The organism is Sulfurospirillum arcachonense DSM 9755 (assembly GCF_000597725.1).
GTDB lineage: Bacteria > Campylobacterota > Campylobacteria > Campylobacterales > Sulfurospirillaceae > Sulfurospirillum_A > Sulfurospirillum_A arcachonense.
Map to the genome: position 1 here is coordinate 90,673 of NZ_JFBL01000005.1, position 17,507 is coordinate 108,179.

Consider the following 17,507-nt stretch of genomic DNA (forward strand, 5'->3'; position numbering starts at 1 on the left):
ATGTCATCTAAAGAAACTAAATATATATTTGTCACAGGTGGAGTTCTTAGCTCACTTGGTAAAGGTATTGTAGCAGCTAGTTTAGCTACATTGTTAAAAGAGTCAGGGCTAAAAGTGAGTATGCTTAAAGCTGATCCATATATAAATGTTGATCCAGGGACGATGAGTCCATTAGAGCATGGAGAAGTTTTTGTAACATCAGATGGAGCAGAAACAGACCTTGATTTAGGACATTATGAAAGATTTTTAAATGAAGATTTATCTCAAAATAATAACTTTACAACAGGAAAAGTTTACTCTTCTGTAATTGAAAAAGAGCGTAGAGGTGACTATCTTGGAAAAACTATTCAAGTTATACCACATATCGTAAATGAAATATCAGATAGAATTAAAAAAGCTGGTGAAGGAAAAGATGTTCTTATTGTTGAGATTGGTGGAACAGTTGGAGATATTGAGGGTTTACCATTTTTAGAAGCAATACGGTCTTTACGAAGTGAAGTTGGTAAAAAACGTGCTATGTATATCCATTTAACACTTATTCCTTATATAAAAGTTGCGGGTGAGCTTAAAACAAAACCTACACAACATTCTGTTCAAGAGTTAAGAAGAATTGGTATTAGTCCAGATATTTTAGTTTGTCGTTCTGAGTTACCACTACCAAAAGAGCTTAAAAATAAACTTGCTAGTTCATGTGGAGTTGAAAGAAACTGTGTTATTGAATCAGTGGATGCTTTGACTATATATAAAGTTCCTTTAAATCTTCAAAAAGAAAATATTTTAGCTCCAATATCAGAAATACTAGAACTTGGTGAATTAAATCCTAATATGGAAACATGGGATACATTGGTAAAAAGAGTTATTGATCCTACAAATGAATTAACTATTGGTTTTGTTGGAAAATATCTTGATTTAAAAGAAGCATATAAATCTTTAACAGAATCTTTTATACATTCAGGAGCTCACTTAAATGCAAAAGTAAAGCTTAAATGGGTAGACGCTGAAATGGTTGAAGAAAAAGGTGCCAAAGAATTACTAGGAGACGTAGATGGTATCTTGGTTGCTGGTGGTTTTGGAGAGCGTGGGGTTGAAGGGAAAATACAATCAATTGAGTATGCAAGAGTTAATAATATACCATTTTTAGGAATTTGTTTAGGAATGCAACTTGCCATGATAGAGTATGCAAGAAATGTATTAAAAATTGACAATGCAACATCTGTAGAGTTTGATGAGCAAACAACAGCACCTATTATTTATTTAATTGACAATTTCTTAGACACAGCAGGAAATAAACAAGTAAGAACATACAAAAGTCCTCTTGGTGGTACAATGAGACTAGGTGGTTATAAGTGTGATACTAAAGCTGGTTCTCTTTTAAGAGAAGTGTATGAAGGTAAAAAAACTATAGAAGAGCGTCATCGTCATAGATACGAAGCAAATCCACAATATAGAAAAGAGTTTGAAAAATCAGGAATGATAGTAAGTGGAGAGTCAGAAGGCCTTATAGAAGTCGTTGAGATAAAAGGTCATCCTTGGTTCTTAGGAGTTCAATTTCATCCTGAGTTTACATCTCGTTTAACTGCACCAAATAGAGCTCTTTTATCATTTTGTGAAGCAGCATTAAAATCTCATCAAGATGGGTGAGTTATTAAGTAAAGAAGATGTAAGGAAAATTTTATCGAATAGATTTAAAGATGATACATGTAAATGCCTAGGAGAGATGCCTAATCCTTCTTCTTTTAAAGATATTGATAAAGCATCTTCAAGGATTGTGAAGGCTATACAAAACAGAGAAAAAATTGCTATTGTAGGTGATTATGATGTTGATGGTGTTGTTTCTTCTGTAATTTTAAGTGAGTTTTTTGATGATTTAAATGTTGAATATTCGCTAATAATTCCTAATAGATTTAATGATGGTTATGGGTTAAATCCAAATATTGTAAAAAGATTAGATACTGATGTTATTATTACTGTAGATAATGGAATTTCAGCATTAGAAGCTGCGCAGTATTGTAAAGAAAAAGGTATCGATTTAATAATTACTGATCACCATACAGTGCCAACTAATATTCCTGATGCTTACGCTATTGTTAATCCAAAACAAAAAGATTGTGATTTTCCAAACTGTGAAATATGTGGTGCACAAGTGGCTTGGTATCTCGTAGCTGCTCTTAAAGATAAACTAGATTTAAAATATGATCTTTCAAAATTTTTAGACCTTCTTAGTATTGCTATTATGGCAGATATGATGGAACTTAGAGATATGAACAGAGTAATGGTAAAAAAAGGGATACTTGCTTTAAACTCTTCAAAAAGGGTTGCATTTGAAGCTATATGTGAATATTTTTCTAAAAATGTATTAGAAGGAGATGATATATCTTTTCTTATAGCTCCGCTTATCAATAGTTCTGGACGTATGGAAGATGCTAAATACTCTTATGAATTTTTAAAATCAAAAAATTTAGAAGATGCTATATTGAAATTAGAGTATATAGTTCATTTAAATAACACAAGAAAAGATGAAGAAAAAAATCTTTTTGATGCTTCATTAGAGCAAATTAAAGAGGGTGAAAATGTTATTGTTGTTTGGGGACAAGATTGGCATGAAGGTGTTGTTGGTATTGTAGCATCAAGACTCTCAAAAAGATTTAAAAAACCAGCTATAGTTTTTTCGATAAAAGATGGATATGCTAAAGGAAGTGCTAGAAGTATTGGGGAAGTTGATATTTTATCACTTATTCAAATGCAAGAAGAGATACTTTTAGGATTTGGTGGTCATAAAGGTGCTGCTGGAGTTTCTATAAAAAAAGAAAATTTGATTGAGTTTAAATCACGTATTGTAAAAGCAAGTGAAAAGCTAACAGCAAAAGAGTTAGAAGCTGAAAAAGACGTTTTAGGTGAACTTGATATTTGCAATGTTGACTTCGAATTATTGGAAATATTAGAAGAGTTTGAGCCATATGGACAAAAAAATCCAAAACCTAGTTTTTTACTCAAAAATGCACTTATAAAAGTAGATAGAGTAATTGGACGAGATAGGCGACATTTAAAATTGATTTTATTAAAAGATAATCATTCTATAGAATCTTTGTTTTTTAATTATGATGTTGAAGTACAAAGAGGTGATACAATTGATATATTATTTAGTGTTTCTCGTAACGAATATAGAGGATTAGTAACACCACAGTTACTAATAAAGCAAATTTTAAGTTATAAGTAAAGATTAATATGCTAACCTAATAATATACGTTATATTTATAAGGGGAAGCTATGATAAATGAGAATGTTGATCTGCTGTGTGAGCAGTTAGATAAGGAGTTGTGTAAAAGAGGGCTATCAAGAAGAGATGCTTTAAAATTAGCCGGTGTTGGTACAGCCTCTTTTTTATTAAACCCATCGGAGGCAAGTGCAGCTACAAAAGCTGTAGCATCTGATGTGAAAGGAAAAATTGTTATTGTTGGTGGTGGAGCAGCGGGGTGTTCAATAGCTTCACTATTAGTAAAAAAACTAAGTAATCCAAATATAACTATAATTGAGCCAAATGCAACTAGTGTGAGTTATCAACCAGGCCAAACTTTAATAGGTGCTGGTGTTTGGCAAAAAGAAGATATTCTTGGGCAAAGCCAAGATTTTTTTCCTAGTGAAGCAAAATGGATGCAAGATTCCGTGATAGAATTTGATCCAGATAAAAATAGAGTTATAACTGCTCAAAATGGTGAAGTAAAGTATGACTTTTTAGTAGTTGCTACAGGATTACAATTAAATTATGACAAGATTGATGGACTAAGCCGTGACATAATAGGAAGTAATGGGATAGGTTCTGTTTATTTTGCCGATGGTGCAGCAAAAACTTGGCCACTTATGCAAAAGTTTGTTTCAGAAGCAAAAAGTGGTAAAAAAGTTGAAGGTGTCTTTACTCATCCAAATACTCCAATTAAGTGTGGTGGTGCTCCTAAAAAAATCATGTATTTAACAAATGCTCGATTAGTAGAAGCAAAAGCAAGAGACAATGCAACATTGACTTTTTATCCTAATGGTGGGAAAATGTTTGGTGTTCCAGAGTATCATGAAGCTATTGTAAAACAGTTTGAAGCTCGTGATATGAAATGGCACTATAAGCATAATTTAGTAGCAGTTGATCCAGGTAAGAAAATAGCTACATTTGATCACAGTTATCTTGTAAAAGGTGAATGGGATCCAGACTTAGAAGAGTTTGACATGATTCCTCAAGTAAAACAAGTAAAAGTTCCATTTGATTTTATGCATGTAACACCTCCTATGAGTGCCCCTGATGCTGTTAAAAAATCTCCTTTAGCATGGCAAAGAGGAAGTGCAAGTAAAGGTGGTTGGGTTGAACTTAAAAAAGAGACTCTTCAACATACAAGATATGCAAATGTTTTTGGTTTAGGAGATGTTGCTGGTATTCCTATGGGAAAAACTGGTGGGTCAGTAAGAAAACAATATACAGTTGCTGCACAAAATCTTGTAGATGTCATGTCTGGAAAGGCTCCAACACAAAAATATGGAGGCTATACTGTTTGCCCTTTGATTACAGATATTGGTACGGTTATGCTTGCTGAGTTTGATTGGAGTAAGAAACCTACACCATCATTTCCTCTTGATCCTACAAAAGAGCGTTGGATTTGGTGGATATTGAAAGTTTATATGCTGAAGCCTATGTATTTTTATGGTATGCTAAAAGGTAGAGCATAGTCGATAATGAACTTAAAAGGAGTTATAAAATGATAAGAAAATTAGTTTATTTAATCATATCTTTAAGCGCCATTATCTCTCTAGCTCAGGCTAAGCAATATAGTGTAGCAGAAATTTATGATAAAATGTGTTCAAAGTGTCATGGTTTAAAAGCAGAAGGAATTCCTGAAAAAAAGGCTCCAGCATTAAATAACATGACCCAAAATGAGTTAGCTTATGAGCTTTTTGATTTAGTAGCAAATGGTTCACAATCTTCGGGAAGTAACAGTGAAGTTATGGCACATAATCAAAAGCAAATTATGAAAAAAGGGATGACATATCACCCTGATGATATGGCTTTATACATTTCTTCTACGTATGGTATAAAAAGTTCAAAGCCAGATGTTTCTTCTGTTAACCATAATGGTATAAAAACATATAGTGTTTCTGAAATATATAAAAGAATGTGTTCAAAATGTCATGGAATGAATGCTGAAGGTAATCCAGAAAAACATGCTCCAGCAATTAATGATATGAGTAAAAGTGAACTAGAAATGGAGTTGTATAGTCTACAATCTGATGGATTTCAGTCTTCAGGTAGTAGCAATGAAATAATGACTCATAATCAAAAGAAAATAGAAGATAAAGGAATGCTCTATCATCCTGAAGATATGGCAACTTACATTTATTTTCATTTTAATAAAAAAGCTAAAAAATAGCTTATTATTAACAAGGGGAAGAGAGTTTCTTCCCCTTTTATTTGGTATAATGTTAAATACAAAGTAGGATATGGAATGACAAAAATAGGTAAAGAAATAGTGGTGTTTGTAGGATTGTTTCTATTTTTAGCTCTTGGTATGCATATGAAACAATGGATTTCTCATCCTATTGAACACATCGAACATCTTAGCCAAAGTCAATTTGGACTTTTTCATCCTCTATATTTTACGTTTGGATTATATATAATCCTTTATATAATTAGGAAAATATTGAGTTTTCTAAGAGGATTATTTGCATTAAAAAGCTAATATCCTTTTCCATCTTTTACAGGAACAAAAAGACAATCGTCTAATTCTTCACTTTTTATAGTTCCATTTTCTTTAGTAAATCGAGTAATTATCTGTTTATGACCTTTTTCAATTGGTGCAACTAAGATACCACCATCAGCAAGTTGTTCAAAGATATTCTCAGGTATTTTTGGGATTGATGCAGAAAAAAGAATTCTATCATATGGTGCATACTCTTTCCAACCATTTTGTCCATCATCAAATCTAGTATGGATATTGTGAATATTTAAGTTTTTAAAACGTTCTCTTGCTTCCATTAAGAGTCGCTCAACCCTTTCAATAGTAAAAACTCTTCTAATGAGTTTACTCAAAACAAGTGCTTGATATCCACTACCACAGCCAATTTCAAGGACACTATCAGCACCTTTACATGTAAGAGCTTCACTCATTTTTGCAACTGTTAAAGGCGAACTTATCCATTGGTCTGCAAGCATAGGAAGAGCATCAAGTTTATAAGCGTGTCTACTAAAACCTTTTGGAACAAAATGTTCTCTTTCACTTAGACAAAGTGCTTTATATGTATCATCACTTAATGTGCATACCTTAGAAATTTCATCAGCCATATATTTACATTTTTGAAGTCTTATTTTACTGCTAAAATCACTCATTATAACCCTATATTAATATATTTTCTCATTTTTTTTATTTCGTTTAAATCTACTTCACGTTTGATAATATAGGATGAGTTATCTCTGTAAACATCTCCAAAAGGAGATATAATACCACTACTACTGGCCATAGAATCATCACTGCTATTTGCAACTATAACATAGGCTTGATTTATAATTGCTAGAGCATTACTAAGTGTTTTTAAATGCTCTTTTCTAAGTTTTCCCCAAAAAGAAGGGACCAGAATAATATCTGCACCAAGAATATGTTGCCAAAGTTCAGTAAATCGTAATTCAAAACATACAAGTGTAGCAATTTTTATTCCATTTATTTCTATGATGCGTATATCTTCATCTGTTCCTGAATAAAAGTATTTTTCTTCATCACCAAGAGGGAAAAGTCTTGCTTTAGGACGTGAATCTATAATTTTACCATTTGAAAAAAGCATAAAAACATTAAGATATTTATCTTCTTTTTGACGGATTAGAGTGAGACCAAAAGTTTTTTTATAGGAAAGCTGGCATAGAGTATCTATTATGGATTCACTAAACATGCTAGAACGCTCTAAATGAGCATAATCATATCCACTTAGGCATAACTCTGGAGCGAGGATGATTGAGCCCTCAGGGCAGTTTTTTAGAAGTCTTGTAAGAGTCTTGAAATTTTCTTCAAGACTCTTGTTCTCATAATCAAATTGAAGTGCAACTAAAGTTTTTTTAGAAGTCATCAAAAGATAAGCTACCTTTACTATAGTTTGCTACATTTCCTTCAAAGAAATTTGTTTTTTGTTCATTAAATTTTGAAAAATCTTCAACCCATTTAATAGGGTGGTTTGCATTGTACATTTTTTCATATCCAACAGCACTCAATCTTTCATCAATTAAGAAGTGAATATACTCTTCAATAATATCATCTGTAAAACCCATAATTTGATTTTGTGTGATGTATTGTCCCCACTCAATTTCAAGCTTACCCGCTTCTTCAAACATTTTAAAAACTTTTGCTTTGAGTTCATCTGTAAACAGATCAGGTCTCTCTTTTCTTGTAGAATTTATCATGTTTTGAAAAAGAAGTAGATGTGTGATTTCATCTCTTTGGATAAATCTTATCATTTGTGCGCTTCCAAGCATTCTTCCTGCACGTGCAAGTGCATAGATTGCTGTAAAGCCTGAGTAAAAATAGATACCTTCTAAGATTTGGTTTGCAAACATAGCTAAAAGAAGTTTTTCATCTGTCACATCACCTGCTAATTCTTCATATACACTAGAAATGTAATCATTTTTACGTCTTAACACTTCATCATGTTTTTCCATCTCATAAATAAGGTCTGTATTATCACAAATAGCTTCTGCCATAACTGCATATGATTTTGAATGATTAGCTTCTTCATAAGCTTGACGTGCAAGAAGAGCATTGATTTCAGGAGCAGTGATATAGGGGTTTATATTATCAGCTAAGTTATTTGTTTGAAAACTATCCATACTAATAAGTTGGGACCAAACTAAATCATACATACGTTTTTCTGGGTCAGTTAAACTTTTGTTGTAATCAATTACATCTTTTGTAGTATCAACTTCTTTTGGGAACCAAGTGTTTGCTTCCATCATATCCCATAAATTAAGAGCCCAAGTGTATTTTGCTTTTGTAAAGTTTAAAATACCGTGAGGATTTCCATTAAAAACTCTTCTGTCATTGAGGTTTTCATCTGAGCTTGGGTTGTATATTTTTTTTCTTTCCATAATTGTGTCCTAATTATACTTTTTATAGAATATTTTAGCTAAAGCAGACTTAAAAAGTTTTATTTATGTTTTTATTTATAAAACATATTCTTTTAAATCATTTAAAATTGCAAGTAGAATTGGTACTATTATAAGTGTAATTAAAGTTGCAAATATTTCACCAAATACAAGAGAAACTGCTGCAGGAATAAGATATTGTGCTTGTTCTGAAGTTTCCATTATTAAAGGAGTAAGACCAGCTACTGTGGTTATAGTTGTTAAAAAAATTGCTTTAAATCGTTTTAGAGAGGCATCTTGTAAGGCATCTAGTGTTGTATGTATTTTTTCTTTACTTTGGTTATATGTAGTCACTAACACTAAAGAATCATTAACAGTAATACCTGTAAGAGCTAATATTCCAAAAAGTGATAAAATACTTAAAGGTAGATTTATAATTAAATGTCCAAATGCTGCTCCAATAAATCCAAACGGTACAACAGAAAGAATAACAAAAGGTTGCCAGTATGATTTAAGAGGAACTGCTATTAATACATAAATAACTATAATTGCTATTAATAGTGCTTTAACAAATTCTTTTTTGACTTCACCCATTTCTTCTAGTTCGCCTCCTTTAGCAATACGTACATTAGGATATTTTTTAGCAAGTTTTGGTGCTAATTCTGTAAAGATGCTTTGTGATACTATTGAAGGTGAGATAAAGCTTTTATCTACAAATGCTTTAATTGTATTGATACGCTTGGAATTTCTACGGTCAATTATTTCAGAAGTATATCCTGATTTTATTTTTGCAATTCTTAGCAGGGAATACCATTCTCCAGTGTCACTTTTTACTCTGGTATGTAAAAGATCATTAATATTTTTTCTAGATTGCTCTTTACTTTTTACAATAACTCTTATTTCTTGGTTGTCACGTTGTATTTTTTGTGCTTCTGCACCACCAAAAAGATGTCCAATTTGTTGTGCCAAAGTTTCTGTAGTGAATCCTAAATGTTTTGCTTCAGGTTTTAGTTGAAGTTGTAATTGAGGCTTCCCTCCATACATATAACTTCGGATATTACTGACACCTTTTATATTACTTAGAAACTTTTTTACATCTTCACCAGAGGATTTTAAATCTTGAGTATTTTCACTATATAAGCGTATTTCGAATCCCCCAGCCATCTCTTCACTCCCTGAAAATTTGATACTTTGAGATCCTTCTAAATACCCTATTTTATGCTTCCATGCTTCAAGTACTTTTAATGTTTCTATATTTTTACGAAGATTTTCTGGAAGAAGTTCTGCGTAAACTTCAGCTGATTGTGCATCATTTATTACAATAAGGCAGTTTTCAATTAATTTTCTATCAGTATCTAACTTTGAAGCATAGTTCTGATTTAACTCTTCAATTGCATTTTCTATTTTTTTTACATGAGTATTTAATAGATTTTTTGGTGCACGTTTGTCCATCTCTAAATTAATCGTAATGATTTGTCCAGGGATTTCAGGATAAAAAACTGACCTTATTTTACCATTTGCTATAAGTCCACCACATAAAATTAGTATAGAGATAAATATTCCTAAAACAGCATATCGATGTGTTAATGAGAATGATAGTAAAGGTACATAAAGTATATGTTTTATCCACTCAAGTGTATTTTGAGCTTTTTGTTGTAAAATGTTCCAAAAATGACTGATAAAGTTAGTATTTTTTTTTGTATTTAAAGAAATTTGAGCTAGATGTGAAGGTAAGATAAATTTACTTTCAAATAAAGAAAAAAGTAATGTTAAAATAACGATACCTGAAAAACTAGCTAAAAGTTTACCCATAGCATTGTCAATAGTTAGCATTGGGGCAAAAGCAGTTATAGTTGTTAAGGTTCCAAAAATAGTGGCTATTGCTACTTTTTGTACACCTTTTAATGTTCCTTTTTGGGGATTATGACAAGTTTTGCGTTCTTCAAAGATACTCTCCCCTATCACAACAGCATCATCGACTAAAATTCCAAGAGCGATAATCATACCAAAAGTCGTAATATCATTTAATGAATAATCTACCCATGATGTAGCCATAAGTGTTATTGTCCCTCCTATAGAGATAGGAATACCCATAGCAACCCAAAAAGCAAGCTTCACATGTAGAAAAAGTGATAGTATCAAAATTACTAAAAAGAGACCAACAATAGCATTGTTACGTAAGAGATTTAAACGATTTTTTATATAATTACTTGCATCCCCCCAAATACTTGTTTGTATGCCATTTGGTAATTGGGCATTAAAATTATTAACAACTTTTTTTACAACATCAGATATAACTAAAAGATTTTCAGTTCTTCCTATAAGAATTTCCATGCCTACTGTATTTTTGGTGTTGAATCTTACTGCTATACCTTCATTCTCATAAAAATTGCTTACATGAGCTATTTCACCTAAAGTTATGGTTCTTCCATCTTTAAATTCTAAAATAGGTATAGCCATATAATCTGCTATATAATAAGCTTGAGCATCGGCTTTTAGTATAATATTTTTCTTATCACTTTTTAATTCTCCTGTTTCAAAAAATAGAGAAGAACTTTGTATTATTTTAGAAACATCATCGATAGTTAAATTATATCTTTCTAGATTGCTTGGAATAAATTCTATACGAATTTGATGTTTTTGTTTGCCCCAAGTTTTTATATGTGATATCTCTGGTTGAGATAACAACTCTTTTCTTAAGCGTTCTGAGAGTAATTGGATGGTATCTTGTGATTCTCCATACATTTGAATATAAAGGGCTGGAAAATCAAAGTCATCTACTTTTATAATAGAGTGGTCTGCTTTGTGAGGAAGTGATGCGACACTATCAATACGGATGCGAATGTTATCAAGAAGTTTTTGAATATCGTAATTTGCTCTTTTTTGTACGGTTATACTAGATAATTCTTTAGTAGAAATTGACCATATATCTTTAACTCCATCTAGCCCTTCTAGTGCTCTTTCAAGTTTTTGTGTAATTTGCTCATCTATTTGTTGAACAGAAGCTCCAGAAAAACTTGTTTCAATGGTTATAGTGTCAGCAGGAATTTTTGGTAAGCCTTCAATACGAAGAGTTGAAAGTGTAAAATACCCTCCGATAAGAATTAGTAGCATCAATAAATTTGCAGCTACTGGATTATAAATAAAATAACGTGTCATTGTATGCATTAATGCTTAACCTCTTTAACAACTGTACCTATTAAAAAAGAGCTTAAAGGATTTATTGCTATTTTTATAGTGTCTTCTTTTAGCTCTTTAGGAGGATAAACATAGGCCCATTCCCCTTTATAAAAAAGAGCTTGCGTAGCATATTTTTGTAATTGATTTTTTTTATCAATATACCATACATTACCTTCTTGAGTGAGTGCACTTTGAGGAATCTGTAGCACATTGTCCAATATTTTACCTGGTATTTGCACATGGACAAATTGCCCGCTTAACGAATGATTTACTTGGTTTTGTATTACTTCTAAAAAAAGAGTGTATTGGTGTGTTTTAGAATCAAGATATCCTCCTCCTCGTACAATATTTGCTTGAGCCAAAAGTTCATCATTTTCATTTACAATATTTGCTGCTTGTTTTTTCCAAATTGATTTATCTAATAAATTCCATTGTTGTTCTCCTAAGCTCACATGAATATCAAGATGATTATTATCAATAATTTCAAATAGTTCTTCTCCTTCTAATATTTTTTGACCAGGACTGATTTGTCTTATAGTAATATAACCTGAAAAAGGAGCTTGTATTGTTGTATGTTTGAGCATGTTTTCTTGATATAACATTTTACTTTTTGCATAAGCGACTTTATCTTCTATAGCTTTTAGTTGAGGGATATTCATGGAAATATCTGATGGACTCTCTTTTATTCCTGATCTACTCCAGTCTGCTTGAATTTGTTTAGTTTTTTCTTGTTCTAATTTTAATTCAAGTTGCATTTGTGAAAGAAGTTGTTTAGCCTCATCTAGTTCAGCTTGATAACGCTTTGGATCAATTTGTGCTAATGCATCATCTTTTGATACCCAGTTACCTTCCAATGCATTTGGTGAAACTTCTATTATCTCTCCATCTACTTGAGACTTGATTTTTGCTGACCACCTTGGTTGAATTATTGCAAATGATTGGACATAACTTTGATGTGATGTAGGTGTAATATTGGCAATTGTAACTTGTTTGGTATATGTATGTTTTTCTTTTTTTGTTATATCTGTAGTATTCTCCATAGAGATAACTGTTACAATCACAAATGATAAAATACTTCCAGATATGATTAACCAGAACTTTTTATTTTTGAACATTGTTTATTTCCTCTTTAGCTAATATTCCACCTAGTAGAGCTAATTTTATTTTTAATTTTATATATTGTGCATTTGTTTTTTCTAAATTTTGCTTGATTTGTAACCATGTGAGTTTTTCTTCCAAATATTCACTTAAATTAATTTGCATTGATTTATATTTTCTCTCTTGAGAGTGTAAACTTTTTATTGTATTATTGAGTTCTGACTGATATATTTTATTCTGTTTTTTAAGTAAGTTGATTTGGGCAAGTGTTTCATCAATCTCTTTTATTGCATTTAAAACTTTTTCTTGATATTTAAAATAACTACTTTGTACTTCTTTTGATTTTGATTTTGCCAAAGAGTTTAACTCCTCAGCATTAAAAATAGGTTGCGTAATACCTCCAATAAATTGCCATATAAAATTGCCATTAAAAAGTTCATTAAGTTTTTGTCCTGTTGTAGCATATTGTCCAGATAGTGTAATTTGGGGTAAAAGTGCTTTATAGGTAGCACTCTCTTTGTTTTGTAGTATTTTGACTGTTAAAAAGCTACTTTGTAAATCTGCACGTTGATTTAAATCTGTTGCATTTATTGTAAATTCTTCATTAAGAGTTATTTTACTAAGAGGATATTGTTTAAGAGAAAGCTTTTTTTTAGGATCACTTCCTCGTAAAATATTAAGGGCATAGAGTACTTGCATGTATTCTACATGTAAAGCTTCTGTTTGATGATTGATTTTTTCAAAAGCAGTTTTTGCTTCCATATATTCTCTAAATGCAGTTAAACCTTTGATATAAGCTTCTTTTTGAGATGAATAAAGTATTTTTAGTATATCTTTTTGTTCTAAATTATTTTTAAGTGCATTGTCATAGTAAATTAAATCAGTATGTAATCCTAATGCTTCAGCAAATAATTCTCTTTTCGTATGTATATAGTGAAGTTTAGCTTGTTTATATTCTAATTGAGTAGCTTTGATTTCGTCAGCTATTTTTCCAAAAATATCGAGTGTCCAGTTTAGGGATAATCCAAGACTAAGATTTTTTGTTTTTTGTTTATAAGTATTTTTTTCTAAAGATGTGGTGTTGGAAATTTCAGCAGAAATTTTTGGTTTATTTCTAGATTGTTCTGTTTTAGTGAGCGCAAGATAGCTTTGAATTGATTGTTCTAGAGATTTTAACGTGAAGTTATGTATATTTATTTCATGTATTAAATTTTTAGCTTCATAAGAAAGATTTAGTTTTTTCATCTTAGATTTTTGCATAAATCTTTTTTGCTCTATTGTATTTGGTATGATTTTTTTATGCTGCTCAAATGTTGTACATCCTGTACAAAATAGTAAAAAAAAGATTGTAATGTACTTCACTTTTTATGACCTTAAAGGAAATTATTGTATAATAATATCACAAACTGGACCAAAAGTCCACAAAGGTATTTTAATGAGTGAACTTACAAAACGTGATGCAAAAAAAGAAGAATTAATAGAAAAAACACTTTTATTTGTAGAAAAATTTGGTATTAAAAATTTTTCTACAGCAGCTTTTATAAAGTACTTTAAAATTGGAAAAAGTTCTTTATATCATTATTTTAAATCTAAGGATGAGCTTTTATATGAAGTATATTATTATATAGCAATAGAAGATTTAAAAGAGATAGAAAAAGATTTATATTCTTTAAAAACATTTGAAGAAAAATTAGAGAGAATTTTTGCTTTTTATTTAAAGGAGGATGAAGAAACTTTAAAATTTCAAGAGATATTTAAAGAATTTTTATATCTTTATTCTGACTATAAGAATGAAAAAATGCAAAATTTTGAAAACGAAATAAGCAAAAAGATGCACAACGTTTTACAAAGTGTTTTTAAAGAAGCTATTGAAAACAAACAAATACGATTTGAGGCTCTTGCGTTAACCAGTCCTTTAATTATCACAGCTGAGGGTATGTTATTGCATTCTTTTGCTTTAAAAGAGTTTCATTTGGCAAAAGAATTAAAAGAGTATATTAGAGTATTATTAATATTGATTAAAAAATAAATTTTTTGGTTAATTTCTAAATTCTATAGGTAAAGTATCTGATAGTAAGCTTTTATTTATAGAAGGTGAATTTTGTGAAAGTTTTTCAATAGTATCATCTACATGTAAATAGTTTTGTAAATAGTAAGTTCCAGTGTATTTTCTTTTGTTTAAATCAAATATGATTTCATTTATATTTTCTTCATTAAGAAGTTCGTGATGTACTGTAGTTCGTACTTCAAAAGGAAATTTTTTGTCTATTAACATATCAAGTGTTTGATAAAAATTTTCAATTTGATTGTTTTTTGTAATTTGTTCAAATTTTGAAGAAGGAGCTTTATAATCTAATGCTATAAAATCTACTAAAGAGAGATTAATCAACTCTTTTAAAACATTTGGTTTAAGCCCATTAGTGTCTATTTTTATTTCGTAACCTAAGTCTTTAATTTCATCACATAAATCAACAATATCAGGATTAAGCGTACATTCTCCACCACTTAAAACAACACCATCAAGTTTACCTATACGTGATTTTAAAAACTCAAGTACTTCTTCGTTGGATAAGGTGCCCTCACCATCTACAATTTTACTATTGTAGCAGTACGAGCATCTCATATTACATTTTGCAAACCAAATTATGCACGCTAAATGGTCTTTGAAATCTAGCGTGGTAAATTTAGTTATATCGTAAACAGATTTCTTAGCAAGAAATGTTTTCGACAAATTTCACTCTTTCTTTATGTTCTCCAGTTTTGCCAACATTAAAGCTTTCAACTGGTCTATGATAACCCATAACTCTAGTATAAACAATACATTTTGTTCTTTTTGCTTCTAATTTTTTTAACATCGCTTCTCTACTCATCTTCCATCTCCTTTTCATAATTTAAAATTAATTCTTCATCACATTTTGGACAAAATTCATGCTCGCCACTTATATAACCATGTTTTTCACATACTGAAAAAACTGGTGTTATAGTTAGGTAAGGCATTCTATAATTTGTTATTACATTTTTTATCATTTTTCTACAAGCTTCACTTGAACTGATTCTCTCTTTCATATAAAGATGTAAAACGGTTCCTCCAGTATATGCACACTGTAAATCATCTTGTAAATCTAATGCCTCAAAAGGATCAGATGTGTAATCAGCTGGTAGTTGAGAAGAGTTGGTATAGTATATATTATCACCTTCTCCAGCTTGTAAAATTTCAGGATATCTCTTTTTATCTTCTTTTGCAAAACGATAAGTAGTTCCTTCTGCAGGAGTAGCTTCTAAGTTATATAAGTTACCAGTTTCTTCTTGGTATTGGACCATTTTCATTCTCATAAACTCTATTACTTCATCAGCAAATTTCATTCCAAATTCATCTGCAATATTGTGTTTATCTTCAGTGAAGTTTCTTATCATCTCATTTACACCATTGATACCAATAGTAGAAAAATGATTAGCAAATCCTGGTAAATATCTTTGAGTATAAGGGTAGAGTCCTCTATCATACATCTCTTGAACAAAAACACGTTTTTTCTCTAGTGTAGATTTTGCTAAATCCATAAGGCGTTCAATTTGTTTAAATAGTAACTCTTTTTCACCTCTAAAATTATATCCAAGACGGGCCATATTTACAGTAACAACACCAATACTACCTGTCATTTCTGCACTACCAAATAATCCACCACCACGTTTTAGAAGTTCTCTAAGGTCAAGTTGTAGACGACAACACATACTTCTTACATGACCTGGTTTATATGCTTTTGGATCTTCTACAAGTTTTCCATTTTCATCTCTCATGTATTGGCTACCAATAAAGTTTTGAAAATATGATGAACCTATTTTTGCAGTATTTTCAAAAAGTAAATCTGTATTTTCTCCATACCAGTCAAAATCTTCTGTAAGGTTTACTGTTGGTATAGGGAAAGTAAACGGCTGACCTGTTTTATCACCTTCAGTCATTACTTCATAATAAGCTTTATTTATAAGATTCATCTCTTTTTGAAAGTTCTTATAAGTCATATTTTCAAGTGTGTCAACACCTCTTTTTTTAGCTTCTTCTAAAAGAATTTTACTCTCTAAGTTCTTAAACAGATGAATATCACTTGATGTAGGAGTTTGATCTGCTAAATCGCTAGGAACCGTCCAGTCAATTGTAATATTTGTAAATGGGCTTTGTCCCCAACGAGCTGGTACATTTAGATTATATATAAAACTTCTAATAGCTTTTTTTACTTCTTTGTATGGTAAGTTATCTTTAAATACAAATGGTGCTAGATACGTATCAAATGAACTAAAAGCTTGTGCTCCAGCCCATTCACTTTGAAGTATTCCTAAAAAGTTAGCCATTTGTCCTAGTGCTTCTCTAAAGTGTTGTGGTGGGCGAGATTCTACTCTTCCTCTTACTCCATTAAAACCCTCATTGAGTAAAGCTCTTAGGCTCCATCCAGCACAATATGCTGTTAAACAGTCTAAGTCATGGATATGGTAATCACCATTCCTATGCGCAAATCCTTCTTCTTTTGAGTAGATTTTATCTAACCAGTAGTTTGCTATTACTTTTCCTGCTGTATTATTAACAAGTCCAGCATTTGAGTAACCAGTATTTGAGTTTGCTTTGATTCTCCAGTCACTTTTTCCAATATACTCTTCGATTGTTTGTGTAGAGTTTACAAAAGTTGTATCTTCATTGAGTCCAGCAATGTGTTCTCTTTGCATTTTGTGAGTATGACGGTAAATCATAAAAGAACGCATTACATCAAAATATCTAGCTTTATATAACTCTTGTTCTATTAAATCTTGGATATCTTCAACTGCTGCAATTCTTTTTGCATTCAGTGTTTCAGTCAAATTTTTAAATACACTTTCATCATATGTTACTCTTACACTTTTAAATGCTTTTTTGATAGCATCTTCAATTTTGTAAGCATGAAAGTCTTCTGTTGTCCCATCTCTTTTGAGTAGTTTTGTTAGCATAATATTCCTGTCAATGTAAACTCTTATTCAATCAGGATTATACTCTATGAAATGTAAACTGAAACTTAATGATAAAAGTATTATTCTTTTGTCACATATAAAAAAAGAGTAAAATTTCTTTTTTATCTTAAGGACTTAAAGTATTGTATTATAGTAT

15 protein-coding genes are annotated in these 17,507 nt (G+C 30.8%); 6 read left to right on the top strand and 9 right to left on the bottom strand.

The window, feature by feature from the left end; all coding sequences use genetic code 11:
- The 5 genes from K354_RS0105525 (at position 1) to K354_RS0105545 (ending at position 5,717) form a co-directional block, all read left to right on the top strand.
- On the top strand, positions 1-1,641 hold the full coding sequence (locus tag K354_RS0105525) for a CTP synthase (protein WP_024954507.1): 1,641 nt from the start codon (positions 1-3) through the stop codon (positions 1,639-1,641).
- The gene (gene recJ / locus K354_RS0105530; protein WP_024954508.1) at positions 1,634-3,217 is read left to right on the top strand and encodes a single-stranded-DNA-specific exonuclease RecJ; all 1,584 of its coding nucleotides are present in this window, start codon (positions 1,634-1,636) and stop codon (positions 3,215-3,217) included. The genes K354_RS0105525 and recJ overlap by 8 nt, the downstream gene beginning before the upstream one ends.
- A gap of 50 nt (positions 3,218-3,267) precedes the next feature.
- Positions 3,268-4,710 carry an NAD(P)/FAD-dependent oxidoreductase gene (locus tag K354_RS0105535; protein ID WP_024954509.1) on the top strand — a complete coding sequence of 481 codons (1,443 nt, stop codon included), beginning with the start codon at positions 3,268-3,270 and terminating at the stop codon, positions 4,708-4,710.
- 29 nt (positions 4,711-4,739) lie between these two features.
- A complete protein-coding gene (locus K354_RS0105540) occupies positions 4,740-5,408 on the top strand; it encodes a c-type cytochrome (protein ID WP_024954510.1) in 669 nt (222 codons plus the stop codon).
- Positions 5,409-5,483: 75 nt separating this feature from the next.
- Entirely contained in the window at positions 5,484-5,717 is a 234-nt protein-coding gene (locus tag K354_RS0105545; RefSeq protein WP_024954511.1) for a hypothetical protein, read from the top strand.
- On the opposite strand, the gene K354_RS0105550 is transcribed toward K354_RS0105545, so the two are convergent.
- The 6 genes from K354_RS0105550 to K354_RS0105575 form a co-directional block, all read right to left on the bottom strand.
- The gene (locus K354_RS0105550; protein WP_024954512.1) at positions 5,714-6,364 is read right to left on the bottom strand and encodes a protein-L-isoaspartate(D-aspartate) O-methyltransferase; all 651 of its coding nucleotides are present in this window, start codon (positions 6,362-6,364) and stop codon (positions 5,714-5,716) included. The genes K354_RS0105545 and K354_RS0105550 overlap by 4 nt on opposite strands.
- Positions 6,364-7,092, bottom strand: a complete 729-nt coding sequence (locus K354_RS0105555) for a carbon-nitrogen hydrolase family protein (RefSeq protein ID WP_024954513.1) — start codon at positions 7,090-7,092, stop codon at positions 6,364-6,366. Before K354_RS0105555 ends, K354_RS0105550 begins: the two co-directional genes overlap by 1 nt.
- The gene (locus K354_RS0105560) at positions 7,082-8,104 is read right to left on the bottom strand and encodes a ribonucleotide-diphosphate reductase subunit beta (protein WP_024954514.1); all 1,023 of its coding nucleotides are present in this window, start codon (positions 8,102-8,104) and stop codon (positions 7,082-7,084) included. The genes K354_RS0105555 and K354_RS0105560 overlap by 11 nt, the downstream gene beginning before the upstream one ends.
- A 75-nt stretch (positions 8,105-8,179) precedes the next feature.
- Complete coding sequence (locus K354_RS0105565) at positions 8,180-11,269, bottom strand: efflux RND transporter permease subunit (protein WP_024954515.1); 3,090 nt, start codon at positions 11,267-11,269, stop codon at positions 8,180-8,182.
- Positions 11,269-12,396: an efflux RND transporter periplasmic adaptor subunit gene (locus K354_RS0105570; protein WP_024954516.1), complete on the bottom strand. Its 1,128-nt coding sequence runs from the start codon at positions 12,394-12,396 to the stop codon at positions 11,269-11,271. The genes K354_RS0105565 and K354_RS0105570 overlap by 1 nt, the downstream gene beginning before the upstream one ends.
- Positions 12,383-13,741, bottom strand: coding sequence for a TolC family protein (locus K354_RS0105575; protein WP_024954517.1), 1,359 nt, complete (start codon positions 13,739-13,741; stop codon positions 12,383-12,385). The genes K354_RS0105570 and K354_RS0105575 overlap by 14 nt, the downstream gene beginning before the upstream one ends.
- Before the next feature lie 73 nt (positions 13,742-13,814).
- On the opposite strand from K354_RS0105575, the gene K354_RS0105580 reads away from it, so the two are divergent.
- Entirely contained in the window at positions 13,815-14,408 is a 594-nt protein-coding gene (locus K354_RS0105580; protein ID WP_169733421.1) for a TetR/AcrR family transcriptional regulator, read from the top strand.
- Between the two features lie 9 nt (positions 14,409-14,417).
- Here K354_RS0105580 and K354_RS0105585 read toward each other — a convergent pair whose 3' ends face one another.
- Genes K354_RS0105585 through K354_RS0105595 form a run of 3 tightly spaced genes read right to left on the bottom strand, consistent with a single transcriptional unit; the run spans position 14,418 to position 17,350 of the window.
- A complete protein-coding gene (locus K354_RS0105585) occupies positions 14,418-15,110 on the bottom strand; it encodes an anaerobic ribonucleoside-triphosphate reductase activating protein (RefSeq protein WP_024954519.1) in 693 nt (230 codons plus the stop codon).
- Positions 15,088-15,249: an anaerobic ribonucleoside-triphosphate reductase gene (nrdD, locus tag K354_RS15330; RefSeq protein WP_024954520.1), complete on the bottom strand. Its 162-nt coding sequence runs from the start codon at positions 15,247-15,249 to the stop codon at positions 15,088-15,090. The genes K354_RS0105585 and nrdD overlap by 23 nt, the downstream gene beginning before the upstream one ends.
- A complete protein-coding gene (locus K354_RS0105595; protein WP_024954521.1) occupies positions 15,242-17,350 on the bottom strand; it encodes a ribonucleoside triphosphate reductase in 2,109 nt (702 codons plus the stop codon). The genes nrdD and K354_RS0105595 overlap by 8 nt, the downstream gene beginning before the upstream one ends.
- Positions 17,351-17,507: the final 157 nt, after the last annotated feature.